This window comes from Micromonospora sp. NPDC005174 (assembly GCF_040608495.1).
Classification (GTDB): Bacteria; Actinomycetota; Actinomycetes; order Mycobacteriales; family Micromonosporaceae; genus Micromonospora.
This window is the reverse complement of the sequence record NZ_JBEXIJ010000006.1, coordinates 164,725-185,916: the sequence shown is the minus strand read 5'-3', so window position 1 is coordinate 185,916 and position 21,192 is coordinate 164,725. Positions and strand designations below refer to the sequence as shown.

14 protein-coding genes are annotated in these 21,192 nt (G+C 69.9%); 7 read left to right on the top strand and 7 right to left on the bottom strand.

Features of this window, described 5'->3' with window-relative positions; translation table 11 throughout:
* Positions 1–30 precede the first annotated feature (30 nt).
* A complete protein-coding gene (locus ABZU91_RS09985; RefSeq protein WP_355236767.1) occupies positions 31–1,809 on the bottom strand; it encodes an ABC transporter ATP-binding protein in 1,779 nt (592 codons plus the stop codon).
* Between the two features lie 8 nt (positions 1,810–1,817).
* A complete protein-coding gene (locus ABZU91_RS09980) occupies positions 1,818–3,701 on the bottom strand; it encodes an ABC transporter ATP-binding protein (protein ID WP_355236764.1) in 1,884 nt (627 codons plus the stop codon).
* Positions 3,702–3,872: 171 nt separating this feature from the next.
* Between ABZU91_RS09980 and ABZU91_RS09975 the strand changes: the two genes are divergently transcribed.
* The 3 genes from ABZU91_RS09975 (at position 3,873) to ABZU91_RS09965 (ending at position 7,543) form a co-directional block, all read left to right on the top strand.
* Positions 3,873–4,502: a TIGR03085 family metal-binding protein gene (locus ABZU91_RS09975; RefSeq protein ID WP_355236761.1), complete on the top strand. Its 630-nt coding sequence runs from the start codon at positions 3,873–3,875 to the stop codon at positions 4,500–4,502.
* A gap of 129 nt (positions 4,503–4,631) precedes the next feature.
* The gene (locus ABZU91_RS09970) at positions 4,632–5,579 is read left to right on the top strand and encodes a terpene synthase (protein WP_355236758.1); all 948 of its coding nucleotides are present in this window, start codon (positions 4,632–4,634) and stop codon (positions 5,577–5,579) included.
* Positions 5,580–5,716: 137 nt separating this feature from the next.
* Entirely contained in the window at positions 5,717–7,543 is a 1,827-nt protein-coding gene (locus ABZU91_RS09965; RefSeq protein ID WP_355236755.1) for a long-chain fatty acid--CoA ligase, read from the top strand.
* 74 nt (positions 7,544–7,617) lie between these two features.
* Here ABZU91_RS09965 and ABZU91_RS09960 read toward each other — a convergent pair whose 3' ends face one another.
* Positions 7,618–9,075: a PLP-dependent aminotransferase family protein gene (locus ABZU91_RS09960; protein WP_355236752.1), complete on the bottom strand. Its 1,458-nt coding sequence runs from the start codon at positions 9,073–9,075 to the stop codon at positions 7,618–7,620.
* 59 nt (positions 9,076–9,134) lie between these two features.
* Between ABZU91_RS09960 and ABZU91_RS09955 the strand changes: the two genes are divergently transcribed.
* Both ABZU91_RS09955 and ABZU91_RS09950 read left to right on the top strand, forming a co-directional pair.
* Positions 9,135–9,809 carry a hypothetical protein gene (locus ABZU91_RS09955; protein ID WP_355236749.1) on the top strand — a complete coding sequence of 225 codons (675 nt, stop codon included), beginning with the start codon at positions 9,135–9,137 and terminating at the stop codon, positions 9,807–9,809.
* Positions 9,810–9,911: 102 nt separating this feature from the next.
* Entirely contained in the window at positions 9,912–10,373 is a 462-nt protein-coding gene (locus tag ABZU91_RS09950; protein WP_355049493.1) for a hypothetical protein, read from the top strand.
* A gap of 100 nt (positions 10,374–10,473) precedes the next feature.
* Here the strand turns inward: ABZU91_RS09950 and ABZU91_RS09945 are convergent, their stop codons facing one another.
* The 3 genes from ABZU91_RS09945 to ABZU91_RS09935 are packed head-to-tail and all read right to left on the bottom strand — an operon-like array spanning position 10,474 to position 12,246.
* Positions 10,474–10,713, bottom strand: coding sequence for a GNAT family N-acetyltransferase (locus ABZU91_RS09945; protein WP_355236746.1), 240 nt, complete (start codon positions 10,711–10,713; stop codon positions 10,474–10,476).
* A gap of 57 nt (positions 10,714–10,770) precedes the next feature.
* Positions 10,771–11,016 carry a hypothetical protein gene (locus ABZU91_RS09940; RefSeq protein ID WP_355236743.1) on the bottom strand — a complete coding sequence of 82 codons (246 nt, stop codon included), beginning with the start codon at positions 11,014–11,016 and terminating at the stop codon, positions 10,771–10,773.
* 12 nt (positions 11,017–11,028) lie between these two features.
* Positions 11,029–12,246 carry a helix-turn-helix transcriptional regulator gene (locus ABZU91_RS09935; protein ID WP_355236740.1) on the bottom strand — a complete coding sequence of 406 codons (1,218 nt, stop codon included), beginning with the start codon at positions 12,244–12,246 and terminating at the stop codon, positions 11,029–11,031.
* A gap of 164 nt (positions 12,247–12,410) precedes the next feature.
* On the opposite strand from ABZU91_RS09935, the gene ABZU91_RS09930 reads away from it, so the two are divergent.
* Positions 12,411–12,659 carry a hypothetical protein gene (locus ABZU91_RS09930; RefSeq protein WP_355236737.1) on the top strand — a complete coding sequence of 83 codons (249 nt, stop codon included), beginning with the start codon at positions 12,411–12,413 and terminating at the stop codon, positions 12,657–12,659.
* Between the two features lie 259 nt (positions 12,660–12,918).
* Here ABZU91_RS09930 and ABZU91_RS09925 read toward each other — a convergent pair whose 3' ends face one another.
* The gene (locus tag ABZU91_RS09925; protein WP_355236734.1) at positions 12,919–13,125 is read right to left on the bottom strand and encodes a DUF397 domain-containing protein; all 207 of its coding nucleotides are present in this window, start codon (positions 13,123–13,125) and stop codon (positions 12,919–12,921) included.
* Positions 13,126–13,794: 669 nt separating this feature from the next.
* Between ABZU91_RS09925 and ABZU91_RS09920 the strand changes: the two genes are divergently transcribed.
* Positions 13,795–21,186 carry a LamG-like jellyroll fold domain-containing protein gene (locus ABZU91_RS09920; RefSeq protein ID WP_355236731.1) on the top strand — a complete coding sequence of 2,464 codons (7,392 nt, stop codon included), beginning with the start codon at positions 13,795–13,797 and terminating at the stop codon, positions 21,184–21,186.
* Positions 21,187–21,192: the final 6 nt, after the last annotated feature.

The following is a 21,192-nucleotide window of genomic DNA, read 5'->3' as shown; positions in this document are numbered from 1 at the left end:
CACCAGCGAATGCCCGCGGACACCGACCTGTTACCGGGTCTGCTCCAGCCAGGAGGCGTACAGGAGCCCGTAGACCGAGTCGGCGTCGCGGACCAACTCGTCGTGCGGGCCGCGCTGCACGATGCGCCCCCGGTCCACGACGATGACCTCGTCGGCGGCCTGGGCGGTGGAGAGCCGGTGCGCGATGGCGAGTGTCGTACGCCCGCGCGTGACGGCGTCCAGCGTGCGCTGCAACCGCACCTCGGTGGCCGGATCAACCGCGCTGGTCGCCTCGTCCAGCACCAGCAGGTCGGGGTCGGCCACGTACGCCCGGGCCAACGCGACGAGCTGCCGCTCCCCCACGCTCAGCGCCTCGCCACGCTCCCCGACCGGTGTGTCCAGGCCGGCGGGCAGACCGTCCAACCAGTCCGCCAGGCCCAACTCCGTGAACGCCGCCGTCAACTCCTCGTCGGTCAGCTCCGGCCGGGCGAACCGCACGTTGTCCCCGACCGTCGCGTCGAAGAGGAACCCGTCCTGCGGCACCATCACCACCCGCGAGCGCAGCGAGTCGAAGCGCACCTGCGCCAGCGGCACGCCGGACAGCAGCACCGCCCCCGCCGACGGGTCCATCAGTCGGGTGAGCAGCTTCGCGAAGGTCGTCTTGCCGCTGCCCGTCTCGCCGACCACCGCCACCCGGCTCTTCGCCGGGATCTCCAGGTCGATGTCGTGCAGCACCGGCGGCCCACCCGGGTAGGCGAACCGCACCCCGGCGAACCGGATGTCCAGCGGACCGATCGGCAGGTTCCGGCCCTGCTCCCCGGGGTCCGCGACGTCCGGAGCGACGTCCAGCACGTCCAGCACCCGCCGCCAGCCCGCGATCGCGTTCTGCGCCTCGTTGAGCACCTCGGTGGCGATCTGCACCGGCTGGATGAACAGCGTCACCAGGAAGAGGAACGCGGTCAGCTGGCCGATCGACAGCGTGCCGTCCACGCCCAGCGTCACACCGAGCACCACCACGCCGGCCAGCGCCAACCCGGCGGCCAGCTCGCCGACCGAGCTGCCCACGATGCTGATCCGGATCGCCCGCTGCTGCGCCACACGCTGCGCGTCGATGGCCTCGTCCAGCCGCCGCTCGGTACGCCCCGCGATGCCGTAGGCCCGGATCACCGGCGCGCCCACCACGCTCTCACCGATCGTGCCCAGCAACGCGCCGGTGCGCTGACGCACCGTCGCATAGGCCGCGCCGAGGCGGCGCTGCAACTGGCGGATGACGAGCACCGCCGGCAGGAACGCCACGAGCACCACCAGGGTCAACTGCCAGGAGTACGCCAGCATCACGGCCGTCGTCACCACCAACTGACCCAGGTTGACCAGCAGGATCACCCCGCCCCACTGGAGGAACTGGGTGATCTGGTCGACGTCGCTGGTCACCCGCGAGACCAGCGACCCGCGCCGCTCCGACTGCTGGTGCAGCATCGACAGGTCGTGCACGTGCCGGAACGCCCGCGTCCGCACGTTCGCCAACGCCGTCTCGCTGACCGTGAACAGCCGGCGCATCATCAGGTAGCCGCAGGCCGTGGTGACCACGAGGATCGCCGCGGTGACCACCACCACCGACCAGACGACGTCCAGCCTCAGGCCACCGACGATGCCGCGGTCGATGCCCTGCTGCACCGCCACCGGAACGGCCACCCGGCCCACCATGTAGACCAGGGCCAGGGCCAGGGTGGCGGCCAGGCCGGTCCGCAGCTCCGGTGAGAGGGCCAGCCCCCGCCGCAGCGTCTGCCAGGTCGTCTCCGTCCGTGCGTCACGCTCGTCGGTCGTCGTCACCGTCGTACTCAATGGTCCACCTCGATCTCCAGGCCCGACGGCAGCGGCGCCACCTCGTCGTCGTACGCGCGTTCCTGCGCGCGGTCGACCTCCGCCTGCTCGTAGGCGGTGACCAGGTCCACGTACCCGGGCACGGTGGCCAGCAGCTCGGAGTGCGTGCCCCGCGCGACCACCCGCCCCTGCTCCACGTAGATGACCTCGTCGGCGAGGGCGATGGTGGCCCGGCGGTACGCCACCACCAGGATCGACGCGGCGGGCACCCCCGGCTCGCCGGCCGACGCGCGCAGCCCGGCGAGGATGGCCGCCTCCACGCGGGGGTCGACGGCGCTCGTCGCGTCGTCGAGCACCAGCAGGCGCGGCCGCCCGGCGAGCGCGCGGGCCAGCGTGAGCCGCTGCCGCTGCCCGCCGGAGAGCGAGGTGCCCCGCTCGCCGACCATCGTGTCCAGCCCGTCGGGCAGCGCCGCGACGAACCCGTCCGCCTCGGCCAGGCGCAGCGCCGCCCACACGTCCTCGTCCCCGATGCCGTCCCGGTCCAGGGCGATGTTGGCCCGTACGGTGTCGTCGAAGACGAACGGCACCTGCGCCACGAGCGCGACGGTGCCGGCCAGCGAGGCGGCGGTCAGGTCGCGGACGTCCACGCCGTCCAGCGCGACGGTGCCCGAGTCCGGGTCGACCAGGCGTACGGCCAGCGAGGCGATGGTGGACTTCCCCGCGCCGGTCGGCCCGACCAGGGCGACAGTGCGGCCGGCCGGGACGGTGAAGGCGACGTCCCCGAGCACCTGCGCACCGGGCTGGTGGGCCTCGGCCGGCGGGTAGGAGAAGTGCACGTCGGTGAACGTGAGGGTGGCCGGGCCGGGGGTGGCCGGGTCGAGTACCCGCTGGCCGTACGGCATCTCGCCGGTGGCGTCGAGCACCCGGCGCACCCGGTCCCAGCCGGCGACGCTGCGCGGCAGCTCGGCCAGCACCCAGCCGATCGCCCGCACCGGAAAGGCCAGCACGGTGAAGAGGAAGGCCACGCTGACCAACTCGGTGACGCTGATCGCGCCCTGGCGCAGCCGGAACGCGCCGACCACCAGGACGGCCAGGATGCCGAGGCTGGGCAGCGTCTCCAGCAGCGGGTCGAAGACGCCCCGCAGCCGGCCGACCGCGATCAGGGCGTCGCGCAGCTCACCGGCGCGGCCGGCGAACCGGGTCGTCTCCTGCGCCTCGCGGCCCATCGTCTTGACCACCAGCGCGCCGTCGAAGCTCTCGTGCGCGATGCCGCTGACCTCGGCGCGCAACCGCTGCGCGCGGGCCTGGCGGGGCGCCATCCGGCGGGAGTAGACCACGTTGAGCGCGAACAGCGCGGGAAACACGGCAAGGCCGACGAGGGCGAGAGCCCAGTCGGTGACGAACAGCGAGATGATCGCGCCGACCAGCATCACCAGCGTGCCGACCGCGAAGGGCAGCGGGGCGATCGGATACCAGGCCGCCTCCACGTCGGAGTTGGCGTTCGACAGCAGCGTGCCGGTGGCGTTGCGGTGGTGCCACGACAGCGGCAGGTCCAGGTAGCGGCGGGTGACCCGGCGACGGTAGGCGGCCTGGAGCCGGTACTGCATGTAGCCGGCACCGAGCCGACGGCCGAAGATGCCGACCACCCGCAGCACGCTGATCCCGAACAGCGCGACCGCCGCCAGCGTCAGGGCGCCGACGCCGACCTCGCCGCGCGCGACCGCCGGCACGACCACGTCGCCGACGACCGCACCCACCACGTACGCGCTGACGATGACCATCGAGCCGAACAGCACGCTGCCGACGACGGCGACCGTGAAGATCCGTGGCTGTTCCCGGATCGCCTGCCGCAGAACCCCCAGCCCTCTGCCGAGCACGTCCCGGCTTGTCCTGCTCGCCACGCTCTCCCCCGCCGTAAGCCACAATTATCTACCTCATCCTTACCGTTGCGGGCCGGCACTGCCGACCCGGACGGGATATGTCGACCATCACGTACCGGGCGTCCGGGCGCCACGGAACGACCCGGTCCCGCTCGGCGCGCGGCTTCGAAGGTCCGGGCCTACGATCGGCCCATGTCGCGGTACGCCCGAGCCGAGCGCGAGGCGCTGGCCGATCTCCTCCTGGCCCTCGGGCCCGACGCACCGACGATCAACGAGGGCTGGGCGACCCGCGACCTGGCCGCGCACCTGGTGCTGCGCGAGCGCCGTCTGGACGCGGCCGCCGGGATCATGCTGGCGCCACTGCGGGGGTACGCCGAGCGGGTCCGCCGCCGGCTCGCCGCCGGTCCCTACCCGGAGCTGGTGGCGCAGGTACGTCGGCCGCCGCTGTGGAGCCCGATCAGCAACCCGTTGACCGACGAGCTGGTCAACACGATGGAGTTCTTCATCCACCACGAGGACGTGCGGCGGGCCGTCCCGGGATGGCAGCCCCGCGAGCTGTCCCGCGACCTGCAGGCCACCCTGTGGAAGCGGGCCGCCCCGATGGCCCGGCTGACGCTGCGACGCTTCCCGGCGGACCTCTACGTCCAGGCGCCCGGGTACGGCGAGGTCTCCGTCGGCCGGGGCGGCGAACGGCTGCGAATGGTGGGCGCCCCGGCCGAGTTGACCCTGTTCCTCTCCGGACGCCAGCGGGTGGCCCGGGTCCAGCTGGACGGCTCGGTGTCGTCCGCTCGACAGTTGCGCAACGCCAACCTGGGCATGTGACTTACTGCACTTAATCGGTCACAGCAAGCGGGACGAATGCCCCAGTCCCAGCGATGCGCGCCGATACCTCCTCCCGTACGCTTCAGCGCGCCGTTCCGCGCCGGGGCGGCACGATGTGGGGGCACACGAATGCGAAGTTTCGCAATCTCGGCGCTACGGGAACCCTCCTTCACGGCGGGGCGCCACAAGTCCACGGATCGGGTAGCCAACGAAAGCGTCGAGTGGGCGCGCGCTTTCGGGCTGGTCAACTCCGGTCAAATTCATCGACTGCAACGGGCGGACGCCGCCGGTCTGGCGGGCCGAGCCTGCCCGGACGGGCCGGTGCGGGGCCTTCGGCTCCTCACCGATCTGATCTCCTGGCTCTTCGTCATGGACGACGCCTGCGACGAGGACGGTCTCGGGGCCGATCCGGAGCGGCTCGCACCGGTCATCGCCGCCCTGCTCGACGTGCTGGACCGGGCTGGCGCCCCGGGCGCCCTGCTGCCGCCGGAGGCCGGCCCGCTGGGCGTCGCGCTGCACGACCTGTGCCGCCGGACCCGGGCCGAGGGCCGGGCGCCGATGCTGCTGCGGTTCGTCAGCCAGGTACGCCAGTATCTGCTCGCGCTGCTCTGGGAGGCCACCAACCGGGAACGCCGGCGGGTGCCCGGGGTGACGGAGTACGTCCAACTACGTCGACACATCGGCGGCGTACACCCCTGTCTCACCCTGACCGACCTCGCGTCGGAGCAGCCGCTCGGACCGTACCGGCGGACCGATCCGGCGCTGACCGCCCTGGACCTGCTGGCCGTGGACCTGGTCTGCTGGTGCAACGACCTCTTCTCGTACGGCAAGGAGAGCCGGTCCGACCCGGACGCGCACAACCTGGTGACGGTCATCGCCCAGGAGGGCGGCCTCGACGAGGCGGACGCGCTGCGGGCGGCGGCGGACCGTTTCAACCGGGGGTTGGCGGCGTACCTGGCGGCCGAGGAGGGCTTGCTGGCCAGCGGTGTCGAGGCGTTGCGCTCGCCGTTGGCCGCGCGGCGCAACTGGGTCCGGGCCACCTACGACTGGTCAGTCGTGGCCGCCCGCTACGCCTGATCAATCGCGCCGGTCGGCGCGACGGGGTCGCCGGACGATCACCGGCACTAGCCGATGCCCGGTATCAGGCAATACTCTTCGGTAACCACTATGACGTGACGACCGTCACGCCACCACCCCCGAAGGCGGCTACAGCGATGGCTCTCGATGTACCGTACCGCTCCATCCCGGACATGTTCCTCAAGCGCGTGGCGGCCACCCCCGACCGGCACGCGTTCGCGTCCCCTACCCCTGACGACTCGGGGCCCGACTGGCTGACCTGGGAGCAGGTCGGCCAGCGCGCCAAGGCCGTCGCCGCCGGCCTGCACGCGCTCGGCGTGGGCCAGGAGAACCCGGTCGCGATCCTCGCCAACACCCGGCTGGACTGGGTTGTCGCCGATCTCGGCATCATGTGCGCAGGCGGGGCGACCACCACCGTCTACCCGACCACCGAGCCGGCGGACGCGACGTACATCATCGCCGACTCCGCCTCGCGGGTGCTCTTCGCCGAGAACCCGGCGCAGGCCGCCAAGATCGCGGGCGCGGACCTGCCGGCGTTGACCCACGTGGTGCTCTTCGACGGCACCCCCGACCCGAACGCCGCGATCCCCCAGCTCACCCTCACCGAGCTGGAAGAGCGGGGCACCCGGGCGCTGGCCGCCGAGCCCGACCTGATCGACATGCTCGTCGGCGGCATCGGTCCCGACCACCTGGCCACCCTGATCTACACCTCCGGCACCACCGGCCAGCCCAAGGGTGTCGAGCTGCTGCACGGCGGCTGGTGCTGGGAGGCGGTGGCGCAGGCCGACGTCGGTTTGCTGCGCGACGACGACCTGCAATATCTGTGGTTGCCGCTGGCGCACTCGTTCGGCAAGACGCTGCTCTGCGGCGCGATCCACGTCGGCCTGCCGACCTACGTCGACGGGCGGGTGGAGAGGCTGGTCGACCTGCTCGCGGTGATCCGACCGACGCTGATGTGCGGCGCTCCCCGGGTCTTCGAGAAGGTCTACAACCGGGCGGTGACAACCGCGCAGGGCGCCGGCGGCGCGAAGGCGAAGATCTTCGCCTGGGGTGTCCAGGTCGGCAAGGAGAAGGTCGCGCTGGAGCAGGCCGGTAAGCCGGTGCCGGCGGGGGTGAAGCTACGCTACGGGCTGGCCGAGAAGCTGGTGTTCAGCAAGCTCCAGGCCCGCCTCGGTGGTCGGATGCGGGTGCTGGTCTCCGGCGCCGCGCCGCTCAGCCCGGAGATCGCCACCTTCTTCGCCGCCGCCAACCTGCCCATCTCGGAGGGCTACGGCCTCACCGAGACCAGCGCCGGCAACTTCGTGAATCCGCCCGCCGGTCTGCGGATCGGCACCGTCGGGCAGGCGATGGGCGACCTGGAGTGTCGGATCGACACCGACGGCGAGATCCTGGTCCGCGGTCGGCCGGTGATGCGTGGCTACCACAACCTGCCCGAGGAGACCGCCGCCGCCTTCACCGAGGACGGCTTCTTGCGCACCGGCGACATCGGCACGCTCGACGAGCAGGGATACCTGCGGATCACCGACCGCAAGAAGGACCTGGTCAAGACCTCGGGCGGCAAGTACATCGCGCCGTCGCACATCGAGGGGATGTTCAAGGCCATCTGCCCGTACACCTCGCAGGCGGTCGTGGTCGGGCAGGCCCGCAACTTCTGCACGATGCTCGTCACGCTCGACCCGGACGCCATTCGGGGCTGGGTGGCCGGCGGTCCGCTGGAGGGCCGCGACTACACCGAGATCGTCGCCTCGCCGGAGGCGCAGGCGATGGTCGAGGAGTACGTCGCCCAGCTCAACGCCAAGCTGAACCGCTGGGAGACGATCAAGAAGGTAGCGATCCTGCCGCGTGACCTGACCATCGAGGACGGCGAGATCACTCCGTCACTGAAGATCAAGCGGCGGGGCGTGGAGAGCAACTTCGCCGCCGAGATCGACAAGATGTACGCCGGCACCCTCGCCGAGCTGTAGCAACGGACCGCCGGTGGCCCCGCACCCGCTCGGGTGTGGGGCCATCGGCGTCTCGATCGGCTGTCCGCCGGTGTTCAGGCGATGACCGACGGCTCCGGCCATCGCTGCCGGCCGCTGCGGTCCAGGTCGTAGCGGACCGTGGCGATGCGCTCCACGGCCTCCACCAGCTCGGCGGCCGGCAGGGTGAACGGCAGCCGCAGGAAGCGTTCCAGGGTGCCGTCCAGACCGAACCGGGGGCCGGGCGCGAGACGGACGCCGACCTCCTCGGCGGCCCGGGCGAGCGCGCTGGAGACCGGGCCGTCCAGCTCCGCCCAGAGGGTCACACCGCCGCGTGGCACTGTCACCCGCCAGTCCGGGAGTCGGTGCGCCAGCGCGTCGAGCAACGCGTCGCGCTGGGCGGCGAGCTGCGCCCGGCGGTCGGCGACGATGGCTGCCGCGTCGGCGAGCAGGCGTACCGCGACCAACTGGTCGAGCACCGGGCTGGACATGTCCACGCCGACCCGCACGGCGGCCAGCCGCTGCACCTGCGGCGCGGAGGCGCGTACCCAGCCGATCCGCAGGCCACCCCAGTACGGCTTGCTCATCCCCCCGATGCTGACCACCCGGGAGTGCCTGTCGAACGTGGCCGTGGGCGGGGGCAGCTCGGCTCCGTCCAGCGGAAGGTCCACGAAGGACTCGTCGACGATCAGGTCGGTGCCCACGGCGTGGGCGGCGGCGACCACCCGCTCGCGCAACGCGGCGGGCATCAGGTGTCCGGTCGGGTTCTGGAACTCCGGGATCAGGTACGCCAACTTGGGCCGGGTCTGCCGCAGGCTGCCCAGCAGCAGGTCCGACTCCCAACCGCCGGCGTCCGCGGACAGCCCGTATGTGGTGATCCGGGCCCGCCGCCCGGCCAGCGCGGCGAGCGCGTTGGGGTAGGTGGGTGACTCGACCAGTACGCTCCCGCCGGGGGCCAGGGCGAGACGCAGCACCAGGTCCAGGGCGTGCTGCGTGCCGCTGGTGACCATGATCTGGTCGGCCGAGGTGGGCAGGCCCCGCGCGGTGTAGCCGTCGGCCACCGCCTCGCGCAGCTCGGCGATGCCCGTCGGGTGGTAACCGGCGCCGCCCAGGTAGCGGGGCAGGTCCTCGGCGGCGGCCCGGGCGGCCCCGAGCAGCTGGGGCGGGGCGGCCAGGGCGGCGACGCCGAGGTCGATCATGTCCCGGTCGTCGAGCGGGGTCCACAGGCCGGTGCTGGCGACCCGGTGGTTGCCGGGCAGCATCGTCCAACTGCCGGCGCCCCGGCGGCTGGCCAGGTGGCCGGTCTCGCGCAGTTCCCGGTACGCGGCGGTGACAGTGGTACGGCTGATCCGCAGCGCCTCGGCCAGCTCGCGTTCCGCCGGCAGGCGGACGCCCAGGGGGAGCCGGGCGTCGGCGAGCAGACCGCGCACCGCACCGGCGAGGGCGGCGTAGTCGGGACTACGGCGACGGCCCGGGAGCGCGTGCCACTGCCCCAGCAGCCGCGCTAATTGGACCCCTCGAACCTGACCGCTCATGGCCACTCCTCGGATATTGGCTTCTTCCTCCGGGAGGATTGGCACCTAGGGTGGCATGCATGGCACTGATTGGCAATCTCCGGGAGCGGCCGGTCCGACGGCTCAGCCAGCTCTACGCCGGCCTCGTCCTCTACGGGGTGAGCATGGCCCTGATGGTCCGCTCCGGCCTGGGCCTCGACCCGTGGGACGTCTTCCACCAGGGGTTGTCCAGACTGACCGGGCTCTCCTTCGGCACGGTCACCATCGGCGTCGGCGCCCTGGTGCTGCTGCTGTGGATCCCGCTGCGACAGCGGCCCGGCCTCGGCACCGTCAGCAACGTGCTGGTGGTCGGCCTCGTGGTGGACGGCACTCTGGCCCTGCTGCCCGCCGGTGGTCCCCTCGGCGTCCGCATCGTCCTGTTGATCACCGGGATCGTCGCCAACGGCGCCGCCACCGCGCTCTACCTCGGCGCCCGCCTGGGTCCGGGCCCACGTGACGGGCTGATGACCGGCTTCGTCGCCCGTCATCCCCGCTTCTCGGTGCGACTGGTGCGTACCGTCATCGAGGTCACCGTGCTCGCGCTGGGATGGCTGCTCGGCGGCACGGTCGGCGTGGGCACCGTCGCGTACGCGCTGGCGATCGGTCCGCTGGCGCAGTTCTTCATCCCGCTCGTGGCGGTGCCTCCGGCCGAGGCCGACGCTGACGACGAGTCGGCGGTCACTACCGGTGACCCGTCGCGCGCCCCGGCCGCCTGAACGTTCACCGACCGTTCACGGACCGGCACGCCGCGCTGGTGGAAGTGGGCTCGTTGGAGGGTGGGTGTTCCCTTCCGCGTCGCTCGCCGTCATCATCACTGCATGGGGGAGAACGGTTGGCGCTGGAGCGACGCCTGGATCTTCGTGTCGTTGGTCATCGCGAGCGGCGCCGGACGACACCGACGGTCCGCGACCAGCCGCCGCCCGGAGGGCGTCCGTCTGACCGACGTGCTGTCCACCGCCGATCACCTCAACCACGCGATTCCCGAACGACACGAGGTGGAGGCCGCGGTCCAGCGGCTGGTCGGCGCGGGCCTGGTCACCGTCGCCGACGGGTGGTTCCGCATCACCGCCGAGGGTGAGCAGCTCTGGCGCAGCCGCCCCCGGGCCGGCGTCGCCACCATGGTAGACACCGTGCAGGGGGTGCTGAGCCGCCGGCACGCGCCCGGCAGCGCCGACTGGATCCTCGAGGAGGCCGACCACGCGGCGGCCGTGCAGGAGTACGCGGTCCGCTCGATCCCCACGCCGCGCCGCTCCCCCGAGGGCCACTCCGGCGGCCACTGACGCCCAGCCCAATGCAGATCTTGGACAATTTCCGTCCGCTTCTAACGGAAACTGTCCAAGATTGCAACCATGAAGCCGCGCCGTTGCGCGCGGGCGGGGGTCAGCGACGCCGGGCCGGCGCAACGGGTAACGGCAGGGCGAGCAGGTGCGTGGGTGTGCCGTCCGGCATCGTCGATCCACCGACCTGGCGCCAACCCGCGCGCTGGTAGATCGCGCGCGCCGATGCGGAAGGGTTGGACGCGAGGGTCGCCCACGGTTCGGGCCGCCCGTCGAGGAGCCGGCGGATGAGTTCCGCGCCGATGCCCTCACCCCGCCGGACGGGATGCACTACCCACTCCATCACCGCGAACTTGTCGGCAGCCCGCAGATCGGCAGGCGGTTCGACATCGGCCCGCGTTCACCACCGGCCAGCTGTCATCGTCCACCCGTACGCCGCACCGACCAGGTCGCCCGCGTCGTGCGCCACGACGAGGGCGAACCCAGGGCGCCTCGGCTCGGCGGGCAGCGCGGCGGCGAACGCGGCCACCTGATCCGGCCCCTCTGCGTACGGCGGCTCCGCGTAGACCACCGCGTACAGACGCACCAGCGCCGCGAACACGGCCGTGGCCGATTCGGGAGTGTGCACGGTGTACGTCGCAGGCATGGGCCCAGGAGCCTAAGCCCGAACTCGGTCGGCGAGATCAGTGAACGCGGGCCGGGATCGTTCCACCGCAGGGACCGCATCCATGGCCTGAGCGGCCACCGAACGCAGCGAGTGGTTGTGCAGGTGAGCCGGCAGCGCGTCGAGTGCGTCGGCGGCGTGCCGCAATCCGTCGGGAATGTGCCCGCCACGGATCAGCCCGGCAGCCTGGTGCAATTGCACCTGCGCACGTAGCCGCGCCTGCGACGCCGGATAGAGGCCGAGGGCCTGCCGCTGCGCGACTTCAGCGTCGCCGAGCCGGCACGCGTGCGTGTAGACCCACGATTCGGTGTGGTGGACCCGATGCTCCGGCCATCCCCACAGCGACTCCACATCGCTCACAACTGCAACTGGCAACCGCTGAGCGACGTCGACGAGTTGCCGCACCGTCACCACCGCCTCCGCATGCCGTCCGGCCAACGAGAGTGCCTGGGCCCGGCCGGCGAGCAGCCCGCACACCGCCGACGTGGCCTGTCGACCCAGCAGCGGCAGCACGTCGTCGGACAGGGCGACGACCGCCGATGGTGGACGTCCGTCGTAGCAACCGTTCACCACGTCCCACGCCCGCACCAACACCCCGGTTTCGGTGTCCCCGGATTGGTCGGCGACCCGACGGGCCGTCTGCCACCAACGCCGACCCATCACGATCTGGCCCGAGGCGACAAGGCTCAGCGCGACGACGACGGACAGGCGTGCGGCAGCCTGCAGGAGACCAGGACGACGCGCACCGGGGTCAGCGGCGATCTGGTGCTGCAGCACCGTCAGATCGGCCGTCAGCTGGGCCATCAACGCGGGACGGGGTTGCCGGTAGTAGCCGTGACCGTAGTCGACCGCGATCTGCTCCCACTCGTCATGGTCGGCAGTCGCCGCGTCGCCGAGGCCGTGGCGAAGAGCCTCCAACCCCGCCAGGGGCGCGACGGCGGGGGCGGCGGCCAACGCCGTCATGGCCCGCAACATGGTGCGTCGGTGCAGGTCGAAGGCACCGACCCGCTCACTCCGGTACGCCTCGACGAGCGCCCCGTCGGCGTCTAGGGCCCGGTCGCAGGCCGTGGCCAGGGCCTCGGTTGGGCGGCGGTCACCGCGCTCCACCTGGCCGATGTGGCTGTACTGGAAATGGATGATGGCACCGAGCTGTCGCAGGGACAGTCCGGCGCTCTCCCGATGCTGCCGGAGCAGCCTCCCGAAAGCGTCCATGGTCGGCTCCTAGCGTGTGCAGGAGCGTGTGCACACGACGCACGCCTGCCGTGTGGGCAGCATATCGGCCATGCTCGACGTGTCAGCCCACCTGACACAGCGGGTCTCCACCGGAAACTCTCTGCCGTCTTGGGTGATGTCACTCCTGCCCCCGGGAGCCGAGCATGACCGACAGCCTTCATGTACCTGCGGGCACCCTGCTTCACCTGCTGGCATGGGAGATCACCCCCAATCCCACCAACCGCGACGAGCTGGTGTGGGCGGTGGTCGTGGACCAACAGGCGGTCGGCGGCATGGTGCGGATGCGAGGGCACACGTGCTCTGGCCCCGTACCGGATTGTGCCGGAGGGTGGTGCTTCGAAGCAGAGGTCTCGGTCGCGGCGATTCGCGCGAACATGCGTGGAGCCCGGTGAGTGCACCCGCCGCCGAACTACCGGACCGCTGGTGGCGGATTCTGGCCGAGCATGAACAGCGGCACGGGCGATGCCCGATCTGCGGCACCCGCGCACGGTGCTGGGCATGGGCGGGAGCGTTCGGGAACCTCGTGGCGAACGACGCGTACCATCTCGGTCCACCGTCACCGCGCGCCAGCGGTTCACCAGCCGCCGCGTCCCCGATCTTCCGGGCAAGACACGACGACGAATGACCTTGGTATGAGTCGTGTAGGACGAATCAGGGCCGCAGTTTCGCGTCCTTGACCCCGCCGAGGAAAGCCGTCCACGCCGCGGCGGTCGCGACCAGGGAGGGGCCGGACGGGTCTTTGGAGTCACGGATGCCGACGGCGTGCCTATTCAGAGCGACTTCGACGCACTGGGCATTTGCGTTCAGGCTGCGGCTGCTCTTGCACCAGGTAGCGGTGGTCAGGAAGTCACGGCTCATGTGGTCTCCCGCACGGATTGCCGAATGGCGCTGATACCAGATCAAGCATAGGCCGTTTGTGTCATGCGTTGAGGCAAGGCTGGGTGAGGGCGCGCTCCCGGGAGTCGCCCCGCGCGGCGGGCGGCTCCTCCCGGCAGCCGGCAAGGCTGATCGCGGTAGCGAAGCCGAGTCCAAGGATCGTCCGGCGGCGAATCGATATGGGTGGAATCAACGCATCTCGCCTTCTAAGGGTTCAGGTCCCTAGGCCGGCATCGTCGCCCCAGCCGGAGGCTTGGTTGTGAGAAAGCCAACCCGCATGAGCCTTGGTGTTCGCAGCCGGGATACGCCGAATCCATGCACGACGGTGGCTGGCGTCCCTGCCCCAGTTCCTTGGCCTGCGCGTGACGGAGGATCGCGTGCAAATCCGACAATACCGGCTCGCATCATTCGTGCAATTGGGGCGGCAGCGGCTCGCCCGCTAGTTCTTGATCTCGCCTCTGTCAATGTCTAGCACTCACCGTAGGCGCGACTGTACGCTCCGTCCGCCTCGCAGGGAGGCTTCACATGGGGGAGGACGCTGTGCCGACGCATCGGTGGCGATCACGCGTATTCATTTCTCTGACGGGTGTCGGGTTTGTCGGCTGGGCACGACGGCTGGCGATTCTGATGGCGGTGGTTCTCATCACCACCATGTCAGATGTACCCGCTCAGCCGCTGCGAGCCGCCGCTGCGGTCGCGGCGCCCAAGCCCGCAGCGAACCCGAAGTGCTCTGAGGACCGCGTCGACGAGGTGTCCGCCGCGGTCGCGGCCCGGCTGTGTGGGTCCCGGGTGGAGGTGGCCAATCGGCGTACCGAGTCCACGCAGCTGTTCGCGAACCCGGACGGCACGCTGACCGAGGAGCAGTCTCTCGCTCCGGTGCGGGTGCGACAGGGCGAAAAATGGTTCCCAGTTGACCTTACCCTCGATCGGCGTGCTGATGGGTCGGTGGCGCCGAAGGTGCATCCGCGTGCTCTCTCATTCGCCGGCGCCACCTCCTCCCCCGGGGAGCACGAGGTCGTGTCTGTTGGCGTCGGCGCGGACCGGACGGGTCTGGCGTGGTCGGGGCCGCTGCCGGAGCCCGTGCTTGTGGACCGGACGATCACGTACCCGGATGTGCGGCCCGGGGTGGACCTGGTCTTCCGGGCGCACGCGACCGGCTACGAGCAGCACTTCGTCGTCAAGGATCGGACCGGCCTGACGCAGGTGCGGAAGCTGACGTTGCCGCTGCGGACGGGCAAGCTGAGGGCGGTCGGGGACGGCATGGGCGGATTGGTGCTGAAAAACAGCAAGGGGCGCCAGGTGGGCCAGGCACAGACGCCGTTGATGTGGGACAGCGAGGTGTCGCCGCAGTCCGGCGACCACGTCAATACCGCTCCCGTCGGCCTACGGACGGTCGCCCGAGGTGGGCAAGCCGTGATGGAGCTGACCCCCGACGCGGACTTCCTTGCTCGGAAAGACCTGGCCTTCCCAGTGACCATCGATCCGCCCACGTCGCTGTCGCCGTCGTTCGACGCGTTCGTTCAGAACGACTACGTCAGTGACCAGTCCGGCTCGGCAGACCTGAAGCTCGGCTACTCCAACGACGGCGGGTCCCGGACGGCCCGGTCGTATCTGCGATTCAACACCACCGGCTTCGCCGGTAGCCGAGTCACGTCGGCGAAGTTGCGGCTGTGGAACTACCACTCCTGGTCGTGTACCGCTGCCGGCTGGGAGGCCTGGCGTACCGACTACGTCGACTCAACGGTGCGCTGGACGGGCCAGCCGGTCGCGCGTGCCAAGGTCGGTACCTCCACCGAGACCCGCGGTTACAGTTCATCTTGCGGTGCCGGGTACGTCTACATCGAGGTCGGTGGAGCCCTGCAATATGCCGCGGATACCAATGCGAGTAGCGCGAGCGTGTTGCTGCGGGCCACGTCCGAGACCACGACCGCCGGCTGGAAGCGGTTCGACTCCGCGGAGGGCACCCACCCGCCGCTGGTCTCAATCACCTACAACAGTGCGCCGTCGACGCCGTCTACCCTCGCAGTCGCGCCCTGCTACACCGCCTGCGGCTCCGGCGCCAGGACGTCCTCGTTGCGCCCCACCCTGTCGGCCAAGCTGGCCGACGCCAACGCGGGGCAGAGCCTCCAGGCCGAGTTCGTGATCCGCAACAAGACCACCCTGGCCACCGTCTCCTCCTCCGGGCTGCTCTCCGGCACCACGGCCTGGACCAACGGCTCGACCGCCTCCTGGCAGGTGCCGGTCGATCTGGCCAACACCACACAGTACGAGTGGCAGGTCCGGGCCAAGGACCCGTACGCCTACGGTGCTTGGTCGGCCTGGACTTCGCTTACGGCAGACACCACAAAGCCGGGCGTACCGTTCGTCTCTGCAGCGCTCTACCTCAACGATGGACAGCCGCACGGTGGGGCAGGTCAGTCCGACACGTTCACCTTCGCCCCGGCGTCAGGCACCACGGACCTCGCCGCTTTTGTCTACAGGTTCGACTACGACAGCACCGCGACGACCGTCGCCGCCGCCGGTACCAAGACGGTCACCTTCAGCCCTCGCGACGGCCACCGCACCCTGACCGTGCAGGCCAAAGACTCGGCCGGCAACCTGTCCAGCCCAAACCTGTACGTCTTCGATGCCGGCAACGCCGCGCTGGCCCAGCCGCTGCCCGGCGCCACCATCGTCAAACGCACCAAGCTCGAGATCACAACGCCCGTCACCGGCTACACCCGGGCCTACTACGAGTACCGCCGTGGCCCCGGCGCCGCGACCCTGCCTGTGCCGTCGGTGAACCTGACCTCCGCCACCGGGGCGCCCATCACCGCCACCGCCGCAAGCCCGGCGACACTGTCTGCGCTGGGCGGGTACGCGATCTGGAACGCCACCGACACCCTCGGTCTGATCGGCGGCGTGGTCGAGGTGCGCGCACAGCTCTATACCGCCACCGGCACCACCCCCGCCTTCACGGTGCCCTGGGTGCGGGTGAGTGTCGATTCCAGCGGGAACGGGGGCGCACGCGACGACGTCGGTCCCGGATCGGCGAACCTTCTCACCGGCGACTACTCGCTGTCTTCCACCGACGTCGACCAGTTGGGTCTCTCGGTCTCCCGCTCTTCGACGTCACGGACCCCGGCCGACGGCTACCAGCGGATGGTCGAGGTGCTGGACGGAAACCAGCAGCAAATCTCGACCGACCTGTCCGGCTTCACCGTCCCGTCGACCTCCTCCGCGATCCGCTCCACCGCGCGCGGGCAGGGTGAGGCGACGCCGCTGGACTCGCTGGAGATCACTCCGGTTACCACTACGAGCAACGACACCTATGTCGCAGTCGGGGGCGACGGCGGAGCGCTGCGACTGGGAATGACCGCCGGGCGGACCTACCGGATGACCGGGTGGATCTACGTGCCCGGCTCCACCGGTCTGCTGCCCGCGTACTCCCAGCGCGGCCTTCGGATCGTTGGCTTCTACAAGGTCGGCAGCACGTACACCGAGGTCACATCGGCCATGGCCGGGTACACCGACGGCTGGCAGGAACTGTCCGTCGACATGACCGTGCCAGCCGGCGCGACCGAGGCGTTCTTCCGCCTCTACAACGGCATGCAGGGCGGCTCAGGACGAAAGGTCTACTGGGACAACCTTTCCTCCACCGAGATTGTCGCCCCGTTCGGCCCTTCGTGGACCGGTGGCGCGACCGGCGGTGTCTCCGACGTCGCCTACACCACCCTCGATTTTCCCGAGCCCTCGCTGGTGGAGGTGACCACGGCCGACGGCAGCTGGCTCACCTTTGCGAAGAACTCCGACGGAGTGAGTTTCACCCCGGAACCAGGTGCCGAGGTGTTGACCCTGAAGAAGGTCAGCAGTACCGCCTACCGGCTTCTGGACCCCGACGGCGGCATCACCGAGTTCACCTCCCAGGGCGGGGTGTGGGCAGCGACGTCGAGTTGGAACGGCGACGCCGGCACCACCACGCGGCTCATCTACGACACCAGCGGTAAACGGCTGTTGCTCAAGAAGGTCATCAACCCCGTCGAGCCCGGCGTGGACGACGCGAACAACTGCGTCGCGGCGACGCCCGCCCGCGGCTGTGAGGTCCTCGAATACGAGTACGCCACCGCCCCCACGTCCGGCCTGAGTGAGACGGTTTTCGGCGACTACACCGACCGGGTATCCGCGGTGAAGCTCTGGGCGTGGAATCCAGCGACCTCCGCGACCACGGCCACGACCGTGGCCAGGTACGCCTACGACAACCAGGGCCAGCTCCGGGAGGTGTGGGACCCGCGGGTCAGCCCGGCCCTCAAGACCAGCTACGGGTACACCGGCGGCCGAGTCACCAAGCTCACCCCGCCCGGCCAACTGCCGTGGAGTTTCGACTACGGCAACCCGGATGTCGACTCGGCCGCCCTGCGGTGGGACCTCGACACGGCCTCCGGCACCACAGTGTCCGACTCGTCTGGCAGCGGACGTAACGGGACAATGGCCAGCGGGGTCGGCTGGGGCCCGGGCAACGCCCCGGACAATCCGGCTGACCGGGCGGCGACCTTCACCGGCGGTACCGGGCAGCAGATCAGCGTCGCCGGCGCCGCCCTGTCGAACACGTCGTCCTACACCGTCGCGGCCTGGGTCCGGATCAAGGACAAGTCCGTAAACCGGACAGCCGTGTCCAAGGACGGCACGAGTACCAGTGGCTTGTTCCTCAACTACGTCGCCGCCGACGACCGGTGGGCCTTCTCGCGGGTGACCTCGGACAGCACGAGCGCCACCCCGGTCCGGGCAACTTCCAACACCGCGCCGGTTGCCGGTAGGTGGACCCATTTGGCCGGCGTGTACGACACCGCCAGCGGCACGATGAAGCTCTACGTCGACGGCGTGCCGCAGAGCGCTACCGCGGCGACCGGCGGCTGGAACGCCACCGGCAATTACGCGATCGGCCGAGCCAAATGGGCTGGCGCCGCCAGCAACATCTGGGACGGCGAGATCGACGACGTCCGTGTCTACGGAAAGGCCCTCACCGCTGATCAGGTCACCGACCTGGCCGGCGACGAGAACGCCGGAAGGCTGCTGCGGATACGCAGAGCGGGCCTACAGCAAGGGTCGAAGACCATCGTTGACGGTGAGACCGCTGCGAATGTCGTGTACAACGTTCCGCTGACCAAGAGCACCGGCGGCCCACACGACATGAACGCGGCGGCGATCGCCACCTGGGGGCAGGTCGACCTGCCGACCGACGCGACCGCCATCTTCGGTCCCGAGGACAACCCGACCCGCAACAGCGCCACGCCGGCCTCGCCCGGCACCAATGGCTATCCCTACGCTCTCGTGCACTACCTCGGAACTGGCGGCAAGGAGACCAACACCGCCACCCCTGGCAACCACATCGACACCCAGGAGTACGACCGGTTCGGTAACCCGGTCCGAACGCTGGAGGCCGCCAACCGGGAGTTGGCACTGGGCACCTTTCCCGGTGCCGCCACCTACCTGGACGAGCTCGGTCTCGCAGCCTCGGACACGGCGAGCCGGGCCCTCGCCCTCTCGACTGTGCGGACCTACAGCACCGACGGAATGGATCTGACCGACACCCTTGGGCCGACCTCAACCGTGGTGCTGAAGGACGGTGCGTCCGATCCGGATGGGACCGGACCGCTGGCGGCGATCCCTGCCGGCGCCACGGTCATCGGTCGGCACCACCTGACGACCACCTACGACGAGAACAAGCCCGACGGGGCGAACTACCACCTCGCCACCACTGAGAAGAAGGGTGTCCAAATCGTCGGCTATGCCGACGCGGACATCCAGATCGCCCGCAACGGCTACGACAATGTGGCCGGCGGTGCTTCCGGCTGGACGCTGCACAAGCCCACCACGCGGATCAACGACGCCGTCACCGGCGGGGTGAACCTGACCACCACCACCGTCTACGACACCGCCGGACGGGTGGTCAAGACCATCGGCGTCGACTCCACAGGCACCGACGCGCGGGCCGAGGAGACCATCTACTACACCGCCAGTGTCAACAGTCAGGACAGCGCATGCGGCAACCGGCCGGAGTGGGCGGGCAACGAGTGTCTCGTCAGAGCGGTCGGCGCGGTCACGGGCCACGATCCGGTCCGGATGACGTCCGCCCTGCCTGACCGCCGCGTTGCCTCGTATGACACCTTCGGCGGCCCTGCCACGTACACCGAGACGGTCGGCACCGAGAGCCGCACCATTGTCACCGACTACGACACGGCCGGTCGTTCCATCGGCAAGACGGTGACGGCGTCGCAGGGCGTCGCCGTCGACACGGTCACCACCGGCTACAGCCCGACCACCGGAATGATCACCACCAGCACGATGGGCACCTCATCCATCGTCCGGGACTACGACGCCCTCGGCCGCCCGGTGAGCTACACCGACGCCGACGGCGGTGTCACCACCACCGAGTTCGACCGGATCGGCAAGCTGCTGAAAGTCGCCGACCCGACCGGCTCCACCATCTACACCTACGACCGCGCGGCGGAACCGCGCGGCATGGCCACCAGCATCACCGACAGCATCGCGGGAACCTTCTCCGCCGCGTACTCTCCGGACGGGCATCTCACCCAGATGAAGTACCCGGGCGGGATCACCCGCACCGACCGGCAGAACGCCAACCTCGAAGCGACCGAGCGCACCTACACCCGAGACTCCGACGGCACGGTCATCTACGCGGAATCTGTGGTCGAGAACAGCTCCGGGCAGTGGTCCTCCCACAACTACACCGGCGGCAACAAGAGCTACCGCTACGACCGCCTGGGCCGGCTGAACCGGGTCCAGCACGACAGTCAGATGACCGACGGCTGCGTCACCCGGACTTACGCCTACGACAACCGGGCCAACCGGAAAAGCAACGCCCGGTTCGCCCCGACGACCGATGGAACGTGCGATGAGAGCACGCCAACCGAGCAGATCACACACGACTACGACACCGCTGACCGGCTGACCGACGCGGGCTATGTCTACGACGCCTTCGGCCGTACGACCGCGACCGCGGATGGCGTCGCCAACACCTACTACGTCACTGACCTCGTGCAGAAGCAGCAGGTCGGCGACGCCCGTCAGGCCTGGACACTGGACCCGATGCAACGGTTCCGCGTGTTCACCGCGGAGACGCAGGTGGACGGGACCTGGACCACGTCTTCGACCAAGGTCAATCACTACGCCAACGACTCGGACGAACCCCGGTGGATCACTGAGGACGCCGCGAGCGGAGCTGTGGCCCGCAACGTCGCGGGACCGGACGGCGACCTGGCTGCCGTCACCTCCGGTACGGGAGATGTTCGACTCGCGCTGACCAACCTGCACGGAGACCTCTCGGTGACGATCGACACCGCGCTGGCCGAGCCGGAGCTCTTTGACTATGAGGAGTTCGGCGCCCCACTCGCCGGTCAAGCCGACCAGCGTTACGGATGGCTGGGCGGCAAGCAACGCTCCGCCGAGGCACTCGGCGGCGTGATCCTCATGGGTATCCGCCTCTACAGCCCCTCACTCGGCAGATTTCTGCAAACAGACCCGGTCCAGGGCGGCAGCTGCAACCCGTACGACTACGTCTGCGCAGACCCGGCCAACGAGACCGACCTGTCTGGCAAATGTCCTCCTTGTGCTGTCGCTGCCATTGCCGCTGCGGCGTCGGAGATCATCGTCTACATATTGATCATCGCAATCGTCTACGCCGTCGCTCGTTGCGTCATCAAGGGCTGTGGCGTCGCTCCTGCCATACGGAGCATTCCGTGGCCCCACATCAAGGCTCCGAGCGTCAAGCGGTTCCGCCTGACGAAGTACATCGTCTACCAAATCTCCTACTTCAAGCGCGGCAGTTGGCGTACCTGGAAGTACGGGATCTCGCGGGTTGGTATGTCACGGCCATCCGGCCAGATCGGCAGCTGCCAGACCAGCATGAGGGCGAGGTGCCGATACCAGGTGAAGAACCGCGTCCGCGGCTGGTTCACAGCCCGGACCCTGGAAGCCGGATACATCGAGGCGTATTACTGGCGACACGGACACTGCCCACCGGGCCAGTACAACAGCTGCCGATGAGTGCGC

Excerpts from the sequence above, each read along its gene's own strand:
- ABZU91_RS09975 (WP_355236761.1), top strand. The coding sequence starts at position 3,873 with ATGTCGCGGTACGCCCGAGCCGAGCGCGAGGCGCTGGCCGATCTCCTC.
- ABZU91_RS09970 (WP_355236758.1), top strand. The coding sequence starts at position 4,632 with ATGCGAAGTTTCGCAATCTCGGCGCTACGGGAACCCTCCTTCACGGCG.
- ABZU91_RS09965 (WP_355236755.1), top strand. The coding sequence starts at position 5,717 with ATGGCTCTCGATGTACCGTACCGCTCCATCCCGGACATGTTCCTCAAG.
- ABZU91_RS09960 (WP_355236752.1), bottom strand. The coding sequence starts at position 9,075 with ATGAGCGGTCAGGTTCGAGGGGTCCAATTAGCGCGGCTGCTGGGGCAG.
- ABZU91_RS09955 (WP_355236749.1), top strand. The coding sequence starts at position 9,135 with ATGGCACTGATTGGCAATCTCCGGGAGCGGCCGGTCCGACGGCTCAGC.
- ABZU91_RS09950 (WP_355049493.1), top strand. The coding sequence starts at position 9,912 with ATGGGGGAGAACGGTTGGCGCTGGAGCGACGCCTGGATCTTCGTGTCG.
- ABZU91_RS09945 (WP_355236746.1), bottom strand. The coding sequence starts at position 10,713 with ATGGAGTGGGTAGTGCATCCCGTCCGGCGGGGTGAGGGCATCGGCGCG.
- ABZU91_RS09940 (WP_355236743.1), bottom strand. The coding sequence starts at position 11,016 with ATGCCTGCGACGTACACCGTGCACACTCCCGAATCGGCCACGGCCGTG.
- ABZU91_RS09935 (WP_355236740.1), bottom strand. The coding sequence starts at position 12,246 with ATGGACGCTTTCGGGAGGCTGCTCCGGCAGCATCGGGAGAGCGCCGGA.
- ABZU91_RS09930 (WP_355236737.1), top strand. The coding sequence starts at position 12,411 with ATGACCGACAGCCTTCATGTACCTGCGGGCACCCTGCTTCACCTGCTG.
- ABZU91_RS09925 (WP_355236734.1), bottom strand. The coding sequence starts at position 13,125 with ATGAGCCGTGACTTCCTGACCACCGCTACCTGGTGCAAGAGCAGCCGC.
- ABZU91_RS09920 (WP_355236731.1), top strand. The coding sequence starts at position 13,795 with ATGTCAGATGTACCCGCTCAGCCGCTGCGAGCCGCCGCTGCGGTCGCG.